Below are 16445 nucleotides of genomic sequence, written 5' to 3'. Positions count from 1 at the left end.
CATTGCCAAAGAGAGTGATGTTACTCGATTTTGGCCAATCAACCCACCATATAGGTGGCCGTTGCGCTGGCAATATAGACCTGAGCTTCGTTATGCAGTTCCACGCGGGCTACCGCCACTTTATTGCCGGCGCGCAGCAGGCTGCTGGTGGCGGTAAACCGTTCGCCGCGGCCCGGACGCAGGTAGTCTACGCGCAGGTCGATGGTTCCCATGCGGGAGAGGCGTTGGCGCAGCTCTTCTTCGTTGATGGTGTCATGGCGGGTGAGGGTGCTGCCGACGCAGACCAGGCCAGCGGCGACGTCCAGCGCGGAGGCGATCACTCCGCCATGCAAAATACTCTGCGCCCAGTTGCCGACCATCATCGGCTGATTATTAAAGCTGAGCTGGGCAAACGCCTTTTCATAGCGCTCCAGTTCGAGACCGAGGGCGCGGTTAAACGGCATGTGATAGACGAAAATCTCCCCCACCAGTTTCAGCGCTGCTTCGGCAGTAAGTTCAGACATAACACCGGTTCCATTCGTTAACAAAATGTTGATTTTATGCTTCTAAAATATTGATTTCCACTTTCGGAGCGGATTAGGGGGCAGGTGATTAATAAACAGGTAGAATGGCTTCAGGTTAAACAAAAATAAAAACTATTTATCAGGAGACCAGCATGCGTATCTCTTTGGCCTGCCTGGTGGCGCTGTGCGCGCTACCGGCCGGTGTTATGGCGCAGGATGCGTCGGTTCACGACAAACCGGCAGTGCGCGGCAGCATTATCGCCAACCTGCTCCAGGACCATGATAATCCTTTCCTGCTCTACCCTTATGAGAGCAACTATTTGCTCTACACATGGACCAGCGACCTCAATAAAGAGGCGATCCGCAGCTATGACTGGGCCGAAAATGCCCGTAAAGATGAAGTGAAATTTCAGCTGAGTCTGGCGTTTCCGCTGTGGCGCGGCATCCTGGGTGATAATTCGCTGCTCGGCGCATCGTACACCCAGAAATCCTGGTGGCAGCTCTCCAACAGCAAAGAGTCGGCGCCGTTTCGCGAAACCAATTACGAACCCCAGCTGTTTTTGGGCTTTGCGACCGACTACCAGTTTGCCGGCTGGACGCTGCGCGACATCGAGATGGGGTATAACCACGACTCGAATGGTCGTTCCGACCCCACCTCGCGCAGCTGGAACCGGCTTTACGCCCGCCTGATGGCGCAAAACGGCAACTGGCTGGTGGAAGTGAAGCCCTGGTATGTGGTGGGCAACACCGATGATAACCCGGATATCACCAAATATATGGGCTATTACCGGCTGAAGGTGGGCTACCAGCTGGGAGAGGCGATCCTCAGCGCGCAGGGGCAATATAACTGGAACACCGGCTATGGCGGGGCGGAGCTCGGCGTGAGCTATCCCATTACCAAACATGTTCGCGCCTATACGCAGATCTACAGCGGTTACGGCGAATCGCTTATCGACTACAACTTCAATCAAACGCGCGTCGGCGTCGGGCTAATGCTCAACGATCTGTTTTAATCGTTGCACTCTGGCTCGCAGGCGCTGAAAATAGCGCCTGTTTTCTTTTCAGGCAAATGGGGTCAACGTGGCACAGGCGGAAGTATTAAATCAGGAATCGCTGGCGAAGCAGGTTTTACAAGAGACCTTCGGCTACCAGCAGTTCCGTCCTGGCCAGGAAACGATTATCGAGACGGTGCTTGAGGGCCGTGACTGCCTGGTGGTCATGCCGACCGGTGGCGGTAAATCGCTGTGCTATCAGGTGCCGGCGCTGGTCATGGGCGGTCTGACAGTCGTGGTCTCACCCCTGATCTCGCTGATGAAAGACCAGGTCGATCAACTGCTGGCCAACGGTGTGGCGGCGGCTTGTCTGAACTCGACGCAAAGCCGCGAGCAGCAGCAGGAAGTGATGGCCGGCTGTCGCAGCGGGCAGGTTCGTCTGCTGTATATCGCGCCGGAACGGTTGATGCTGGATAACTTTCTTGAGCATCTGGCGAACTGGAACCTGGCGATGCTGGCGGTAGACGAAGCGCACTGTATCTCCCAGTGGGGCCATGACTTCCGTCCGGAATATGCCGCGCTGGGCCAGCTGCGTCAGCGGTTGCCGCAGATCCCGTTTATGGCGTTGACCGCCACCGCCGATGACACCACCCGCCGTGATATCGTCCGTCTGCTCGGGCTTAACGATCCGCTGATTCAGGTCAGCAGCTTCGACCGGCCGAACATCCGCTATATGCTGATGGAGAAATTCAAACCGCTCGACCAGCTGATGCGCTACGTTCAGGATCAGCGCGGCAAATCGGGCATCATCTACTGCAACAGCCGCTCGAAAGTGGAAGATACCGCCGCGCGTCTGCAGAGCCGCGGCATCAGCGCGGCGGCTTACCATGCTGGTCTGGAAAACGCCGTTCGCGCCGACGTGCAGGAGAAATTCCAGCGCGACGATCTGCAGATCGTGGTGGCGACGGTGGCCTTCGGGATGGGTATCAACAAGCCGAACGTCCGCTTTGTGGTGCACTTCGATATCCCGCGCAATATTGAATCCTACTACCAGGAAACCGGCCGCGCCGGGCGTGATGGCCTGCCGGCGGAAGCGATGCTGTTTTACGATCCGGCGGATATGGCGTGGCTGCGCCGCTGTCTGGAGGAAAAACCCGCCGGACCGCTACAGGATATCGAGCGGCATAAGCTGAATGCGATGGGGGCGTTTGCCGAAGCGCAAACCTGTCGTCGTCTGGTGCTGCTGAACTACTTTGGCGAAGGGCGCCAGGAGCCGTGCGGCAACTGCGATATCTGTCTTGATCCGCCAAAGCAGTACGATGGCTTAATGGATGCGCGCAAGGCGCTGTCAACGATTTACCGGGTGAATCAACGTTTCGGGATGGGTTACGTGGTGGAGGTCCTGCGCGGGGCCAACAACCAGCGCATCCGTGACATGGGCCACGATAAGCTGCCGGTTTACGGTATCGGCCGGGAGCAGAGTCACGAGCACTGGGTGAGCGTGATCCGCCAACTGATTCACCTTGGGCTGGTGACGCAGAATATCGCCCAGCACTCCGCACTGCAGCTGACCGAAGCCGCACGACCGGTGCTGCGCGGCGAGGTGCCGCTGCAGCTTGCCGTACCGCGTATCGTGGCGCTGAAGCCGAAGGCGATGCAGAAATCCTTTGGCGGCAATTACGACCGCAAGCTGTTTGCCAAGCTGCGCAAATTGCGTAAAGCGATCGCCGACGAAGAGAATATCCCGCCATACGTGGTCTTCAACGACGCGACGCTGATCGAGATGGCGGAACAGTCGCCACTCACCGCCGGCGAGATGCTCAGCGTCAACGGCGTGGGGACGCGTAAACTTGAGCGCTTCGGTAAAGAATTCATGGCATTGATACGCGCTCATGTCGATGGTGATGATGAGTAGTCAGCCGCGGGAAAAGGTGCCAGAATAGTTTCCCTCTTCACTATTTTCCTGCGAGTTAACTATGCTGATGCTTTTCCTCACCGTGGCGCTGGTGCATATCATTGCGCTGATGAGCCCGGGGCCGGACTTTTTCTTTGTCTCACAAACGGCCATCAGCCGCTCGCGCAGAGAGGCGATGATGGGTGTGCTGGGGATCACCTGCGGCGTCATGATCTGGGCGGGGGTTGCCCTGCTCGGCCTGAACCTGATCCTCGCGCAGATGGCGTGGCTGCATAACATCATCATGGTCGGTGGCGGCCTGTATCTGTGCTGGATGGGCTACCAGATGCTGCGCGGCGCGCTGAAAAAAGAGGCGGTGGCCTCGGCGGAGCCGCAGGTGGAGCTGGCCCGCAGCGGACGCAGCTTCGTGAAGGGACTGCTGACCAATCTGGCGAATCCGAAAGCGATCATCTACTTCGGCTCGGTGTTCTCGCTGTTCGTGGGTGACAGCGTCGGCGCTGGTGCGCGCTGGGGTATTTTCCTGCTGATTATCGTCGAGACGCTGGCCTGGTTTATGGTGGTTGCCAGCCTGTTCGCCCTGCCGGGGATGCGCCGCGGCTATCAGCGGATGGCGAAGTGGATCGATGGTATCGCCGGTACGCTGTTTGCGGGCTTCGGCATCCACCTGATTATCTCGCGTTAACCGGTATGCTGTTTCCCACCCGGCTGTTTCCGGGTGGGAAAGTGTCAGTGGCGAAGCCGCTGCAGCTCATCCTCAGCCAGACCGGTCATTTCCATAATAGCTGCGTCATCAATACCGCGTTTGCGCATTGCTTCGGCAACCTGCAGCAAGGCCTGGTGTTTACCTTCTTTTATGCCTTGCTGTACGCCTTCCTTGATGCCTTTCTCCATACCTTCTGCAAGCCATGTTTCCGCCAGCGTCATCAGTAATCCTCCATGCTGCGGCACGCGCTGTGCCAGTCCGTACAAGAGTGTCCGTGTATCCTCGGCATCTCCTGCCTGAGCCATATAGTTTACCAATACGGTGATTTGTTGTCCGCTCATCTGCTCCAGCAGTAAGAGATGGGTCAACTTATCCAGCAATTGCGCCATATCGCGCTGGCGGATGTGCTTTTGCACCAGCGTCAGGGCTGCCATGCTGCGGTGCTGCATGATGTCGTCGTCGGGGATCACCGTGATATCGACCAGCGGAAACGCCCCGCTATAGAGCTGGCGGGCGGTCTCAGGATCGGCAAAATTATCCAGCCAGCGCATCGACCAGGGATAGGGGCTGCGTCGTCCCTGATAAAAGAGAATAGGGATAACCAGAGGCAGCGTTTTATGGCCGCTCTCCAGGTGCCGCTGCATGGCGGCGACAGCATAGCGCATTAAGCGAAAGGCCATCAGCTTATCAGGTGCGCTCTGGTGCTCGATCAGAACATGGACATAGCCCGCACCGCGGGTGGTTTCCAGCGAATAAAGGATATCACTGTAGTAAGGCCTGAGATCGTCTTCGAGAAAGCTGCCGGATTCCAGACGCAGGGTATCCAGTTTGCAGATCTGTGTTAACGACGAAGGCAGGTGGAGCTCGATAAAATCGCGCGCCGTCTCTACCCGCGAGAGAAAGGTTTTAAATACCGCATCATGAGGAGTCGCCGTTTCCGCCATCGCCGTTCATCCGTGAATCACGTATCTGGCGGCATCCTGACACGGTGGGTTCAACGCCGACAGCGGGTAAAAAAATTAATTACCCGCTTTGCGTGTCGGCTCGTGCAGAGAGTGCGCGTTTTTCGCCCGGTAAACCTCTCTTTGCGAGCGAGATTCCATGATTCAGGCGTGACGGGCGGAGGCGAGCAGCGCCCCGACCAGCATAAACAGCGAACCAAAGACTTTGTTCAGCGCCTTCATCTGCTTTGGCCCTTTGATCCATGCGGAAATGCGCTGCGCCAGGGTCGCATAGCCAATCATCACAATGATATCGACGACAATGGTGGTGACGCCCAGAACAAGATACTGCATCACCTGCGGCTGGTGCGGCAGGATAAACTGCGGAAACAGGGCGGCCAGAAACACAATGCTTTTGGGGTTGGTGAGATTCACGAACACCGCGCGCTGGAACAGTTTGCCGCGCGTCTGCGCCTTCGCCAGCGTATTCAGGTCGATCGCCCCCGCCGCCCGCCATTGCTGGATCCCCAGCCAGATAAGATAAGCCGCGCCGGCCCATTTCAGCACTTCAAAGGCCAGCACCGAGCGGGAGAAAAGGGTGCCGAGACCAACACCAACCAGCACGATATGAATAACCAGCCCGGTCTGCAAACCGGCAATCGACGCCGCCGCGCCGCGGTAACCGTGGTTAATGGAGGTGGTCATGGTATTAATCGCTCCGGAACCTGGTGACAGGCTGAGAATGATTGATGTCAGCAGGTAGGCGAACCACCACTCAATGGTCATGAGAAACTCCCTGATTGTCTGTTTTTATGCCACAATACGCTATTGTGTCAGCATTGTGTGATACACGGCAAAAAAACGATTTTCAGCGGTTAACAGGGGTGTAAACCCGATGTTTGGGCAGAAAAAGGACTGGGAAACACGAGAAAACGCGTTTGCGGCCTTTAGTATGGGGCTGCTGACGGATTTCTGGCGACAGCGCGAAGAGGCTGAATTTAAAGGCGTCGATGATGTACCGGTACGCTTTGTTCGCTTCTGCGCGCAAAATAACGATCGTCTGGTGCTGATTTGCCCCGGGCGCATTGAAAGCTACGTGAAGTATGCCGAAGTCGCCTACGATCTCTTTCACAGCGGCTTTGACGTGATGATCATCGATCATCGCGGCCAGGGACGCTCGGGCCGCCTGCTCTCTGATACCCACCGCGGACACGTCGTCAACTTCAGCGACTATGTCGATGACCTGGCGGCGCTCTGGCAGCAGCAGGTGGTCCCCGGACACTGGCGAAAACGGTTTATCCTCGCTCACTCTATGGGCGGGGCGATTGCCACGCTTTTTCTGCAACGTTACCAGGCGCATTGCGATGCGATTGCGCTCTGCGCGCCGATGTTCGGGATTATCATTCGATTACCGGACTGGATGGTGCGCCATATTCTCGACTGGGCTGAGGGCCATCAGCGCATTCGCGAAGAGTATGCCATCGGCACCGGGCGCTGGCGGGCGCTGCCTTTTGCCGTTAACGTGCTGACGCACAGTCGACAACGCTATCGTCGCAACCTGCGCTTCTATGCCGATGAACCGCGACTGCAGGTTGGCGGCCCGACCTGGCACTGGGTGCGTGAGGGCATGCTGGCCGGCGACGAAGTGCTGGCGAATGTGGAAAAAGACACCGCCCCGACGCTGCTTTTACAGGCAGAGGAGGAGCGGGTGGTCGATAATCTGATGCACGACCGCTATTGTGAATTACGGGCCGCTGCCGGCCATCCCTGTGAGGGCGGTAAACCGCTCGTCATTGAAGGGGCATATCATGAGATCCTTTTTGAAAAGGACGCTATGCGCTCAGTCGCGCTCAATGCCATCGTCGAGTTTTTCAATCGACATACTTAATCCGACGATAACGCTCGTCGCCCTGCTTAGAGGTTAACTTTTTTATGTACCAGGTTGTTGCGTCTGATTTAGACGGCACGCTGCTTTCCCCCGACCATTTCCTGACCCCGTATGCCAAAGAGACGCTGAAATTGCTCACCGCCCGTGGGATCAATTTCGTCTTCGCCACCGGCCGTCACTACATCGACGTCGGGCAGATCCGCGATAATCTCGGCATCCGGTCGTACATGATCACCTCTAACGGCGCCCGGGTTCACGATAGCGATGGTCAGCAAATCTTTGCCCATAACCTCGATCGCGATATTGCCGCCGACCTGTTTGAGATCGTGCGTAACGACCCAAAAATCGTCACTAACGTCTATCGGGAAGACGAGTGGTATATGAACCGCCATCGTCCGGAAGAGATGCGCTTCTTCAAGGAGGCGGTGTTTAACTACAAGCTGTATGAGCCGGGCGAACTGGATCCGCAGGGGATCAGCAAAGTATTCTTTACCTGCGAGGATCACGAGCATCTGCTGCCGCTGGAGCAGGCGATGAACGCCCGCTGGGGCGATCGCGTGAACGTCAGCTTCTCCACCTTAACCTGCCTGGAAGTTATGGCGGGTGGGGTATCGAAGGGGCATGCGCTGGAGGCGGTGGCGAAAATGCTCGGTTACACTCTTGCCGATTGCATCGCCTTCGGCGACGGTATGAACGACGCTGAGATGCTGTCGATGGCCGGCAAGGGCTGCATCATGGCCAACGCCCATCAACGGCTGAAGGATCTGCATCCGGAACTGGAAGTGATCGGCAGTAACGCCGACGATGCGGTCCCGCACTACCTGCGTAAGCTATACCTCGACTGAAAAAGATTGACGACTGGCGAATAACTGTCCAGTCGTCAACCTGACTCTTCGCTACAATGCCTGTTCTTTATCCAACGAGACGACCATTGTGGCGCTGTTAATTATCACCACTATCCTGTGGGCCTTTTCTTTTAGCCTGATTGGCGAATACCTTGCCGGTAGCGTCGACAGCTATTTTTCGGTGCTGATGCGTGTGGGCCTGGCGGCGCTGGTGTTCCTGCCTTTCCTGCGCACGCGCGGCCAGTCTCCGCGCACGATCGTGCTCTATATGCTGGTGGGCGCGATGCAGCTTGGCATCATGTATCTGCTGGCTTTCCGCGCCTATCTCTATCTGACGGTTTCGGAATTTCTGCTGTTTACCGTGTTTACCCCGCTGTATATCACGCTGATCTACGACCTGCTCAGCGGACGTAAGCTGCGCTGGGGCTATCTGTTGAGTGCTGCGCTGGCGGTGCTGGGGGCGGCGATTATCCGCTATGACAAAGTCAGCGATCATTTCTGGACCGGGCTGTTACTGGTGCAGTTGTCAAACCTCTGCTTCGCTATCGGCATGGTGGGTTACAAGCGCCTGATGGAGGTACGTCCGATGCCGCAGCACAATGCCTTTGCCTGGTTTTATGTCGGGGCCTTTATCGTGGCGGTGGCAGCGTGGTTTATGCTGGGCAACCCCCAGAAGCTGCCGACCACCACGCTGCAGTGGAGCGTGCTGGTGTGGCTTGGCGTGGTGGCTTCCGGGCTGGGTTACTTTATGTGGAACTATGGCGCCACGCAGGTGGATGCCGGCACGCTGGGGATCATGAACAACGTCCATGTCCCCGCTGGTCTACTGGTTAACCTTGCCATCTGGCAGGAGCAGCCGCACTGGCCGAGCTTTATTAGCGGAGCGTTGGTGATCCTGGCCTCGCTGTGGGTCCATCGCCGCTGGGTCGCTCCGCACTCCGGACAAACGGCAGGTGATCGCAGGCGTGGTTCCGCGCAGAGCGAATAAACGCTTCGGTGACCGGTTGACGCTGTTCGCCATCGCGGACGGCCGCGTACAACCGGCTCCATAATCCCTCACCCAGGGTTTTGGTGACCACCAGGCCCTGGCGTTCAAAGCTTTCCACCACCCAGTGCGGCAGCGCGGCGATGCCCATCCTTGCGGCCACCATCTGGATCAGCAACAGCGTGTTATCGACGCTTTTCAGCTGGGGACTGATGCCGGCCGGCTGCAGGAAATGGCGCCAGATGTCGAGGCGCCCGCGCTGCACGGGATAAATCAGCAGTGTTTCCGCGGCCAGGTCCTCTGGCGTAATCAGCGTCTTCATGGCTAACGGGTGCTCGGGCGCCAGCACCAGACGCACCTCATAATCAAACATCGGCGAGTAGTGCAGACCGCTGCGCGGCAGGATATCGGAGGTCATCACCAGATCCAGTTCGCCCTGCTGCAGCGCAGGCTGCGGGTCGAAGGTCACTCCGGAATGGAAGTCGACCTCCACGTGCGGCCAGCGGGCGCGGAAATTCTCCAGCGCCGGCGTCAGCCACTGAATACAGCTGTGACATTCGATAGCCAGCCGCAGCCGGGTCTGCTGTGGTTCGTTACAGTCCTGCAGGGCGCGAGCGATCTGCGGCAGCACCTGATTGGCCAACTGCAGCAGAATTTCCCCTTGCGGCGTGAAGCGTAGTGGCTGGCTTTTACGCACAAACAAACGGAAGCCAAGGCGCTGTTCCAGATCGCTGAACTGGTGAGACAAGGCGGACTGGGTCTGGTGCAGGGCCGCTGCCGCACCCGCCAGTGAACCGCTGTTCCGCAACGCTTGCAGCGTTTTCAGATGTTTAATTTCGATCATGAAAGTCCTTCACTTCGCCATGAGCAATTTGCGCTTGAGGAATATACAGTAACTGCCAATTATGGATGTGTAAACATCTGGATGGCTAAAATCCTTCGTCTTTTGAATTTATGGTGCGTTGGCTGCGTTCGCTCACCTCAGTCACTTACTTCAGTAAGCTCCTGGGGATGAGCAAACTTGCCGCCTTCCCTAAATACAAAATCCTTTGGATTAATAATTAATTAGAGGAAGAACACATGACAATTATTAACCACACCCTCGGTTTTCCTCGCGTTGGCCTGCGCCGCGAGCTGAAAAAAGCGCAAGAGAGCTACTGGGCGGGCAACGCCACTCGCGAGGAACTGCTGACAGTAGGCCGTGAGCTGCGTGCCCGCCACTGGGAGCAGCAGAAACAGGCGGGCGTTGATCTGCTGCCGGTGGGGGATTTCGCCTGGTACGACCATGTTCTGACTACCAGCCTGCTGCTTGGCAACGTGCCGGCTCGTCATCAGAACAAAGACGGATCCATCGATATCGATACCCTGTTCCGCATTGGCCGCGGCCGTGCGCCGACTGGCGAACCGGCCGCCGCTGCGGAAATGACCAAATGGTTTAACACCAACTATCACTACATGGTGCCGGAGTTCGTGAAGGGCCAGCAGTTCAAACTGACCTTGACCCAACTGCTGGATGAAGTAGACGAAGCGCTGGCGCTGGGCCACAAGATCAAGCCCGTGCTGCTGGGGCCGGTAACGTACCTGTGGCTGGGTAAAGTGAAAGGTGAACCGTTTGACCGTCTGAGCCTGCTGAATGACATACTGCCGGTTTACCAGCAGGTGCTGGCCGAACTGGCGAAGCGCGGCATCGAGTGGGTGCAGATTGATGAACCGGCGCTGGTGCTGGAGCTGCCGCCAGCGTGGCTGGAGGCCTTTAAACCGGCTTATGACGCCCTGCAGGGCCAGGTGAAACTGCTGCTGACCACCTATTTTGAAGGCATTAGTGACAATCTCGCGACCATTGCTGCGCTACCGGTCCAGGGGCTGCACGTCGATCTGGTGCACGGCAAAGATGATGTTGCCGAGCTGCACAACCGCCTGCCGGCCGACTGGCTGCTGTCTGCGGGTCTGATCAATGGGCGCAACGTCTGGCGCGCCGATCTCACCGAAAAGTATGCACAAATTAAAGACCTCGTCGGTAAGCGCGAGCTATGGGTCGCGTCATCCTGTTCTCTGCTGCATAGCCCGATCGATCTGAGCGTGGAGACGCGCCTTGATGCGGAAGTGAAGAGCTGGTTTGCCTTCGCGCTGCAGAAATGCGGCGAGCTGGCGCTGCTGCGCGATGCGCTGAACAGCGGCGATACGGCGGCGATTACCGAGTGGAGCGCGCCAATCCAGGCCCGTCGCCATTCGACCCGCGTGCACAACGCGGAAGTGGAAAAACGGCTGGCGGCGATCACCGCTCAGGACAGCCAGCGTGCCAGCCCCTATGAGGTTCGCGCGCAGGCACAGCGCCAGCGCTTTAACCTGCCGAAATGGCCGACCACCACCATCGGGTCATTCCCGCAAACGACGGAGATCCGCGGTCTGCGCCTGGACTTCAAAAAGGGCAACCTTGACGCCAGTCATTATCGGACGGGGATTGCGGAACATATTAAGCAGGCGATCGTCGAGCAGGAGCGGTTAGGTTTAGACGTACTGGTGCACGGAGAAGCCGAGCGGAACGACATGGTGGAATACTTCGGTGAACATCTGGACGGTTTTATCTTCACGCAAAACGGCTGGGTGCAGAGCTATGGTTCCCGTTGCGTGAAGCCGCCGGTGGTGATCGGCGACGTCAGCCGTCCGCAGGCGATCACCGTCGACTGGGCGAAGTACGCGCAGTCGCTGACCGACAAGCCAGTGAAAGGGATGCTCACTGGACCGGTGACCATTCTGTGCTGGTCCTTCCCGCGGGAAGATGTCAGCCGTGAAACCATCGCGAAACAGATTGCGCTGGCCCTGCGTGATGAAGTGGCGGATCTGGAAGCGGCGGGGATCGGCATCATCCAGATTGATGAGCCGGCGCTGCGCGAAGGGTTACCGCTGAAGCGCAGCGACTGGGATGCCTATCTGCAGTGGGGTGTGGAAGCCTTCCGCCTTAATGCTGCGGTCGCCAAAGACGACACTCAGATCCACACCCACATGTGCTATTGCGAGTTCAACGACATCATGGACTCCATTGCCGCGCTGGATGCCGACGTGATCACCATTGAAACCTCGCGGTCCGATATGGAGCTGCTGGAGTCGTTCGAAGCGTTCGAGTATCCCAATGAGATCGGGCCGGGGGTATATGATATTCACTCGCCGAACGTGCCGAGCGTGGAGTGGATTGAAGCGTTGCTGGCAAAAGCCGCGCAGCGTATCCCGGCGGAGCGGCTGTGGGTTAACCCGGACTGCGGCCTGAAAACTCGCGGCTGGCCGGAAACCCGCGCCGCGCTGGCGAATATGGTGCAAGCGGCGCAGAACCTGCGCCAGTCCGCCTGATCGTTACGCAAAAAATCAAAAAGGAGGCATTTGCCTCCTTTTTTCATGCATTGGGTGATTATGCTTTTTTACCGCCATACTGAGCAAACCACGCGAGCATTCGCTGCCAGCCGTCTTTGGCTGACTCTTCATGATAGCTGGCGCGATAGTCGGCGTTAAAGGCATGATCGGCTTCGGGATAGACCACGATTTCCGCCGTGGCGTTGGCCGCCCGCAGCGCCTGACGCATGGTCTCGATGGTGTCCTGCGGAATACTGGCGTCTTTAGCGCCGTACAGACCAAGCACCGGGGCGTTGAGATCGACCGCGATATCCACCGGATGCTTCGGTGAATTCAGCGATTTTTCTCCCACCAGCTTGCCGTACCAGGCCACGCCTGCCTTCAGCTGCGGGTTATGCGCGGCATACAGCCAGGTAATGCGTCCGCCCCAGCAGAAGCCGGTGATTAGCAGACGATGGGCATCGCCGCCGTGGCGCGCCGCCCAGCTGGCGACATGGTCGAGATCCGCCAGCACCTGCGCGTCCGGCACCTTGGTAACCAGCTCTTTGAACAGGGTCGGGATATCGTGGTACTCATTCGGATCGCCCTGACGGAAGTACAATTCAGGCGCAATAGCCAGATAGCCTTCCTGCGCCAGGCGGCGACAAAGATCGCGAATATGCTCATGCACGCCGAAAATTTCCTGTACCACGATAACAATCGGCAGTGGGCCATCGACGTTTTTCGGGCGGGCGTGGTAGGCCGGCATGTTTTCACCCTGAGAGGGAATAGACGTCTCTCCGGCGATAATATGCTCTTCCGGCGTATGAACGGCGGTGGCGGCGTGTGGTGAAGCTGCAGGTGCGAATCCAGGTTGCTTGGTGGTGGTCATGGTATTCTCCGTACCCTTATTTATTAGCGCATCAATAACTATAGACCCTTTACCTTTAGTTCGGGCGGTAATAAAGCACAGTGCCTGAAAGCGGCTATCTTTTGTTCTGTGACGATGAATATAACTTGTTAATGTGATGTGTATCACTATTTACTGAAAAACAACTGCAATCATTATTGGTCTTGGTGACTATCATCACAAAATGTTGCCAGGGGCTTCTGTACAGTACCGTTTTGCTTCTGCTGATAATTCGACCCACAGAGGAGTTTTTTATGTCCAAGTCTGATGTTTTTCATCTCGGCCTCACCAAGAACGATTTACAAGGGGCTACGCTGGCTATCGTCCCTGGCGATCCGGAGCGTGTGGAAAAGATCGCCGCGCTGATGGATAAGCCGGTCAAGCTGGCATCCCACCGCGAATTTACCTCCTGGCGCGCGGAGCTGGACGGCAAGCCGGTGATCGTCTGCTCTACCGGCATCGGCGGCCCGTCGACTTCTATCGCCGTGGAAGAGCTGGCGCAGCTGGGCGTGCGTACCTTCCTGCGTATCGGCACCACCGGCGCGATTCAACCGCACATTAACGTTGGCGATGTGCTGGTTACGACCGCTTCCGTTCGCCTGGACGGCGCCAGCCTGCACTTCGCGCCGATGGAGTTCCCGGCCGTCGCAGACTTCGCCTGCACCACCGCGCTGGTGGAAGCGGCGAAATCTATTGGTGCCACCACCCATATCGGCGTGACCGCCTCTTCGGATACCTTCTACCCAGGCCAGGAGCGTTACGACACCTTCTCCGGCCGCGTGGTGAGCCGCTTCAAGGGCTCAATGGAAGAGTGGCAGGCAATGGGCGTGATGAACTATGAAATGGAATCCGCCACGCTGCTGACCATGTGCGCCAGCCAGGGCCTGCGTGCCGGAATGGTCGCCGGGGTTATTGTGAACCGTACCCAGCAAGAGATCCCTAACGCCGAAACCATGAAGCAAACCGAAAGCCACGCGGTCAAAATCGTCGTGGAAGCGGCGCGTCGTCTGCTGTAATTCAACCCCTTCTCTGTCAGGCCGGGTCCTCCGGCCTTTCTTTTTTGCGTTGCTCCTCGCAGGAAATCCCTTTTAAACTGGACGTTTGTACAGCACAATTCTATTTTGTGTCATCAGGTTATCGCAGGGGGCGTCGTGGATCTCTCAATCATTATCAGCGCGGTTATCGCACTGGCTGCCGGGTTAATGGTCGGCTGGCTGGCAACCAAAGCGCGCGCCGACCAAATCCGGGCCGATCTCATTGAGGAGCGGCGAGAGCTGGATATTGAGCTGAGCGCCGCCCGTCAGCAGCTGGTGCAGGAGGCCCACTGGCGTGAGGAGTGCGAGCTGCTGAACAATGAGCTGCGCAGTCTGCGGGATATCAATACCTCGCTGGAGGCCGATCTGCGTGAGGTCACCACCCGGCTCGAATCCACCCAGCTGCATGCGGAAGATAAGATCCGTCAGATGGTTAACAGCGAGCAGCGCCTGAGCGAGCAGTTTGAAAACCTCGCCAACCGCATTTTCGAACACAGCAACCGGCGCGTCGATGAGCAAAACCGCCTGAGTCTGCATGGTCTGCTGACCCCGCTGCGCGAACAGCTCGACGGGTTCCGCCGCCAGGTGCAGGAGAGCTTTGGCCAGGAGGCGCGGGAAAGGCACACCCTGGCGCATGAGATCCGCAATCTTCAGCAGCTGAACGCGCAGATGGCGCAGGAGGCACTGAACCTGACGAAAGCGCTGAAAGGTGATAACAAAACCCAGGGCAACTGGGGGGAAGTGGTCTTAACCCGCGTGCTGGAGGCTTCCGGCCTGCGCGAAGGCTATGAGTACCAGACCCAGGTCAGTATCGAGACCGATAACCGCTCGCGGATGCAGCCGGACGTCATTGTCCGCCTGCCGCAGGGCAAGGACGTGGTGATAGACGCCAAAATGACCCTGGTCGCCTATGAGCGCTATTTCAACGCCGAAGACGACTACACCCGCGAAGTCGCGCTGCAGGAACATCTTGCCTCGGTGCGAAACCATATTCGCCTGCTGGGACGCAAGGATTATCAACAACTGCCGGGGCTGCGCTCTCTCGACTACGTGCTGATGTTTATTCCCGTCGAGCCGGCGTTCCTGGTGGCCATCGACCGTCAGCCCGAGCTCATCAGCGAGGCGTTGCAAAATAATATCATGCTGGTCAGCCCGACGACGCTGCTGGTAGCCCTGCGTACTATCGCCAATCTGTGGCGCTATGAGCATCAGAGCCGCAACGCGCAGAAGATCGCCGAGCGGGCGGGGCGCCTTTACGACAAAATGCGCCTGTTTGTGGATGATATGTCCGCCATCGGCCAGAGTCTGGATAAGGCGCAAGAGAACTATCGCCAGGCGATGAAAAAGCTCGCTTCCGGGCGCGGGAATCTGCTGGCCCAGGCGGAAGCCTTTCGCGGCCTGGGGGTGGAGGTGAAGCGCGGGATAAATCCTGATTTAGTCGAACAAGCCACTGCCCAGGACGATGAATATCGTCTTGAAGACGAGGATAACCTCCCGGAAAATGACGCATTTTCAGCCGACTCTGCCGAGGCGTTACATAATCGGGAGGCGGCTCCGCCACGTTGAAACGTATGGGAAATGCGCTGAATCTGATACACTCAGTGAACATTTTCTTGAAAAGCAAGCAGGCATAGAGATGGTTGAGGATTCACAAGAAACGACGCACTTTGGCTTTCAGACGGTCGCTAAAGAGCAGAAACAGGACATGGTGGCGCATGTATTCCATTCTGTCGCGGCAAAGTATGATGTGATGAACGACTTGATGTCGTTTGGTATCCATCGTTTGTGGAAGCGTTTCACCATCGACTGCAGCGGCGTACGTCGCGGGCAGACCGTGCTGGATCTGGCGGGGGGGACCGGCGATTTGACGGCCAAGTTCTCCCGTCTGGTAGGAGAAACCGGCCGCGTCATGCTTGCTGATATCAATGATTCCATGCTCAAAATGGGCCGCGAAAAGCTGCGTAATATCGGCATCGTGGGCAACGTTGAGTATGTTCAGGCCAACGCGGAAGCCCTGCCGTTTGCTGATAACACCTTTGACTGCATCACCATCTCTTTCGGTCTGCGTAACGTTACCGATAAAGAAAAAGCGCTGCGTTCGATGTACCGCGTGCTGAAGCCGGGCGGACGTCTGCTGGTGCTGGAGTTTTCTAAACCGATTATCGAACCGCTCAGCAAAGCCTACGACGCTTACTCCTTCCATATCCTGCCGAAGGTGGGGGAACTGGTGGCAAAAGACGGCGACAGCTATCGCTACCTGGCAGAATCTATCCGTATGCACCCGGATCAGGAAACCCTGAAAGGGATGATGCAGGATGCAGGTTTTGAAAGTGTCGACTACCACAACCTGACGGCGGGTATCGTTGCCTTGCATCGCGGTTACAAGTTCTGACAGGAGGGACGCT

At 57.5% G+C, this 16445-nt stretch carries 15 protein-coding genes; 10 read left to right on the top strand and 5 right to left on the bottom strand.

Annotated features, from left to right (window positions below):
* Positions 1–38: 38 nt before the first annotated feature.
* The gene (yigI, locus tag FHW76_RS25385; protein ID WP_008807947.1) at positions 39–503 is read right to left on the bottom strand and encodes an acyl-CoA thioesterase YigI; all 465 of its coding nucleotides are present in this window, start codon (positions 501–503) and stop codon (positions 39–41) included.
* Positions 504–655: 152 nt separating this feature from the next.
* Between yigI and pldA the strand changes: the two genes are divergently transcribed.
* The 3 genes from pldA (at position 656) to rhtC (ending at position 4092) form a co-directional block, all read left to right on the top strand.
* A complete protein-coding gene (gene pldA / locus FHW76_RS25380; protein ID WP_002883408.1) occupies positions 656–1516 on the top strand; it encodes a phospholipase A in 861 nt (286 codons plus the stop codon).
* Positions 1517–1583: 67 nt separating this feature from the next.
* Positions 1584–3410 (top strand): ATP-dependent DNA helicase RecQ, encoded by a 1827-nt coding sequence (gene recQ / locus FHW76_RS25375; RefSeq protein ID WP_032701195.1) that lies wholly within the window; start codon positions 1584–1586, stop codon positions 3408–3410.
* A gap of 61 nt (positions 3411–3471) precedes the next feature.
* On the top strand, positions 3472–4092 hold the full coding sequence (rhtC, locus tag FHW76_RS25370) for a threonine export protein RhtC (RefSeq protein WP_008807945.1): 621 nt from the start codon (positions 3472–3474) through the stop codon (positions 4090–4092).
* Between the two features lie 44 nt (positions 4093–4136).
* On the opposite strand, the gene FHW76_RS25365 is transcribed toward rhtC, so the two are convergent.
* Both FHW76_RS25365 and rhtB read right to left on the bottom strand, forming a co-directional pair.
* Positions 4137–5057, bottom strand: coding sequence for an Rpn family recombination-promoting nuclease/putative transposase (locus FHW76_RS25365; RefSeq protein ID WP_023340894.1), 921 nt, complete (start codon positions 5055–5057; stop codon positions 4137–4139).
* Positions 5058–5219: 162 nt separating this feature from the next.
* Positions 5220–5840, bottom strand: coding sequence for a homoserine/homoserine lactone efflux protein (rhtB, locus tag FHW76_RS25360; RefSeq protein WP_008807943.1), 621 nt, complete (start codon positions 5838–5840; stop codon positions 5220–5222).
* Positions 5841–5949: 109 nt separating this feature from the next.
* Between rhtB and pldB the strand changes: the two genes are divergently transcribed.
* From pldB to FHW76_RS25345, 3 genes are all read left to right on the top strand, one after another.
* On the top strand, positions 5950–6942 hold the full coding sequence (gene pldB, locus FHW76_RS25355; RefSeq protein WP_183477082.1) for a lysophospholipase L2: 993 nt from the start codon (positions 5950–5952) through the stop codon (positions 6940–6942).
* Positions 6943–6986: 44 nt separating this feature from the next.
* Complete coding sequence (gene yigL / locus FHW76_RS25350; protein WP_008807941.1) at positions 6987–7787, top strand: sugar/pyridoxal phosphate phosphatase YigL; 801 nt, start codon at positions 6987–6989, stop codon at positions 7785–7787.
* An 88-nt stretch (positions 7788–7875) separates the two neighbouring features.
* A complete protein-coding gene (locus FHW76_RS25345) occupies positions 7876–8775 on the top strand; it encodes a carboxylate/amino acid/amine transporter (protein ID WP_008807940.1) in 900 nt (299 codons plus the stop codon).
* Here the strand turns inward: FHW76_RS25345 and metR are convergent.
* Entirely contained in the window at positions 8663–9616 is a 954-nt protein-coding gene (metR, locus tag FHW76_RS25340) for an HTH-type transcriptional regulator MetR (protein WP_023296876.1), read from the bottom strand. The genes FHW76_RS25345 and metR overlap by 113 nt on opposite strands.
* A 236-nt stretch (positions 9617–9852) precedes the next feature.
* Between metR and metE the strand changes: the two genes are divergently transcribed.
* Positions 9853–12117 carry a 5-methyltetrahydropteroyltriglutamate--homocysteine S-methyltransferase gene (gene metE, locus FHW76_RS25335; RefSeq protein ID WP_183477080.1) on the top strand — a complete coding sequence of 755 codons (2265 nt, stop codon included), beginning with the start codon at positions 9853–9855 and terminating at the stop codon, positions 12115–12117.
* A 58-nt stretch (positions 12118–12175) separates the two neighbouring features.
* Here the strand turns inward: metE and FHW76_RS25330 are convergent, their stop codons facing one another.
* Positions 12176–12988, bottom strand: a complete 813-nt coding sequence (locus tag FHW76_RS25330) for a dienelactone hydrolase family protein (RefSeq protein ID WP_064324141.1) — start codon at positions 12986–12988, stop codon at positions 12176–12178.
* 272 nt (positions 12989–13260) lie between these two features.
* Between FHW76_RS25330 and udp the strand changes: the two genes are divergently transcribed.
* The 3 genes from udp to ubiE all read left to right on the top strand — a co-directional run bounded on the left by udp (position 13261) and on the right by ubiE (position 16432).
* Positions 13261–14022 (top strand): uridine phosphorylase, encoded by a 762-nt coding sequence (gene udp, locus FHW76_RS25325; RefSeq protein ID WP_002883419.1) that lies wholly within the window; start codon positions 13261–13263, stop codon positions 14020–14022.
* A gap of 135 nt (positions 14023–14157) precedes the next feature.
* Entirely contained in the window at positions 14158–15606 is a 1449-nt protein-coding gene (gene rmuC / locus FHW76_RS25320; RefSeq protein ID WP_008807936.1) for a DNA recombination protein RmuC, read from the top strand.
* 70 nt (positions 15607–15676) lie between these two features.
* Positions 15677–16432 carry a bifunctional demethylmenaquinone methyltransferase/2-methoxy-6-polyprenyl-1,4-benzoquinol methylase UbiE gene (ubiE, locus tag FHW76_RS25315; RefSeq protein WP_008807935.1) on the top strand — a complete coding sequence of 252 codons (756 nt, stop codon included), beginning with the start codon at positions 15677–15679 and terminating at the stop codon, positions 16430–16432.
* Positions 16433–16445: the final 13 nt, after the last annotated feature.

The organism is Klebsiella sp. RC2, from assembly GCF_014192815.1.
GTDB lineage: Bacteria > Pseudomonadota > Gammaproteobacteria > Enterobacterales > Enterobacteriaceae > Klebsiella > Klebsiella variicola.
This window is presented reverse-complemented; position numbering and strand designations above follow the sequence as displayed.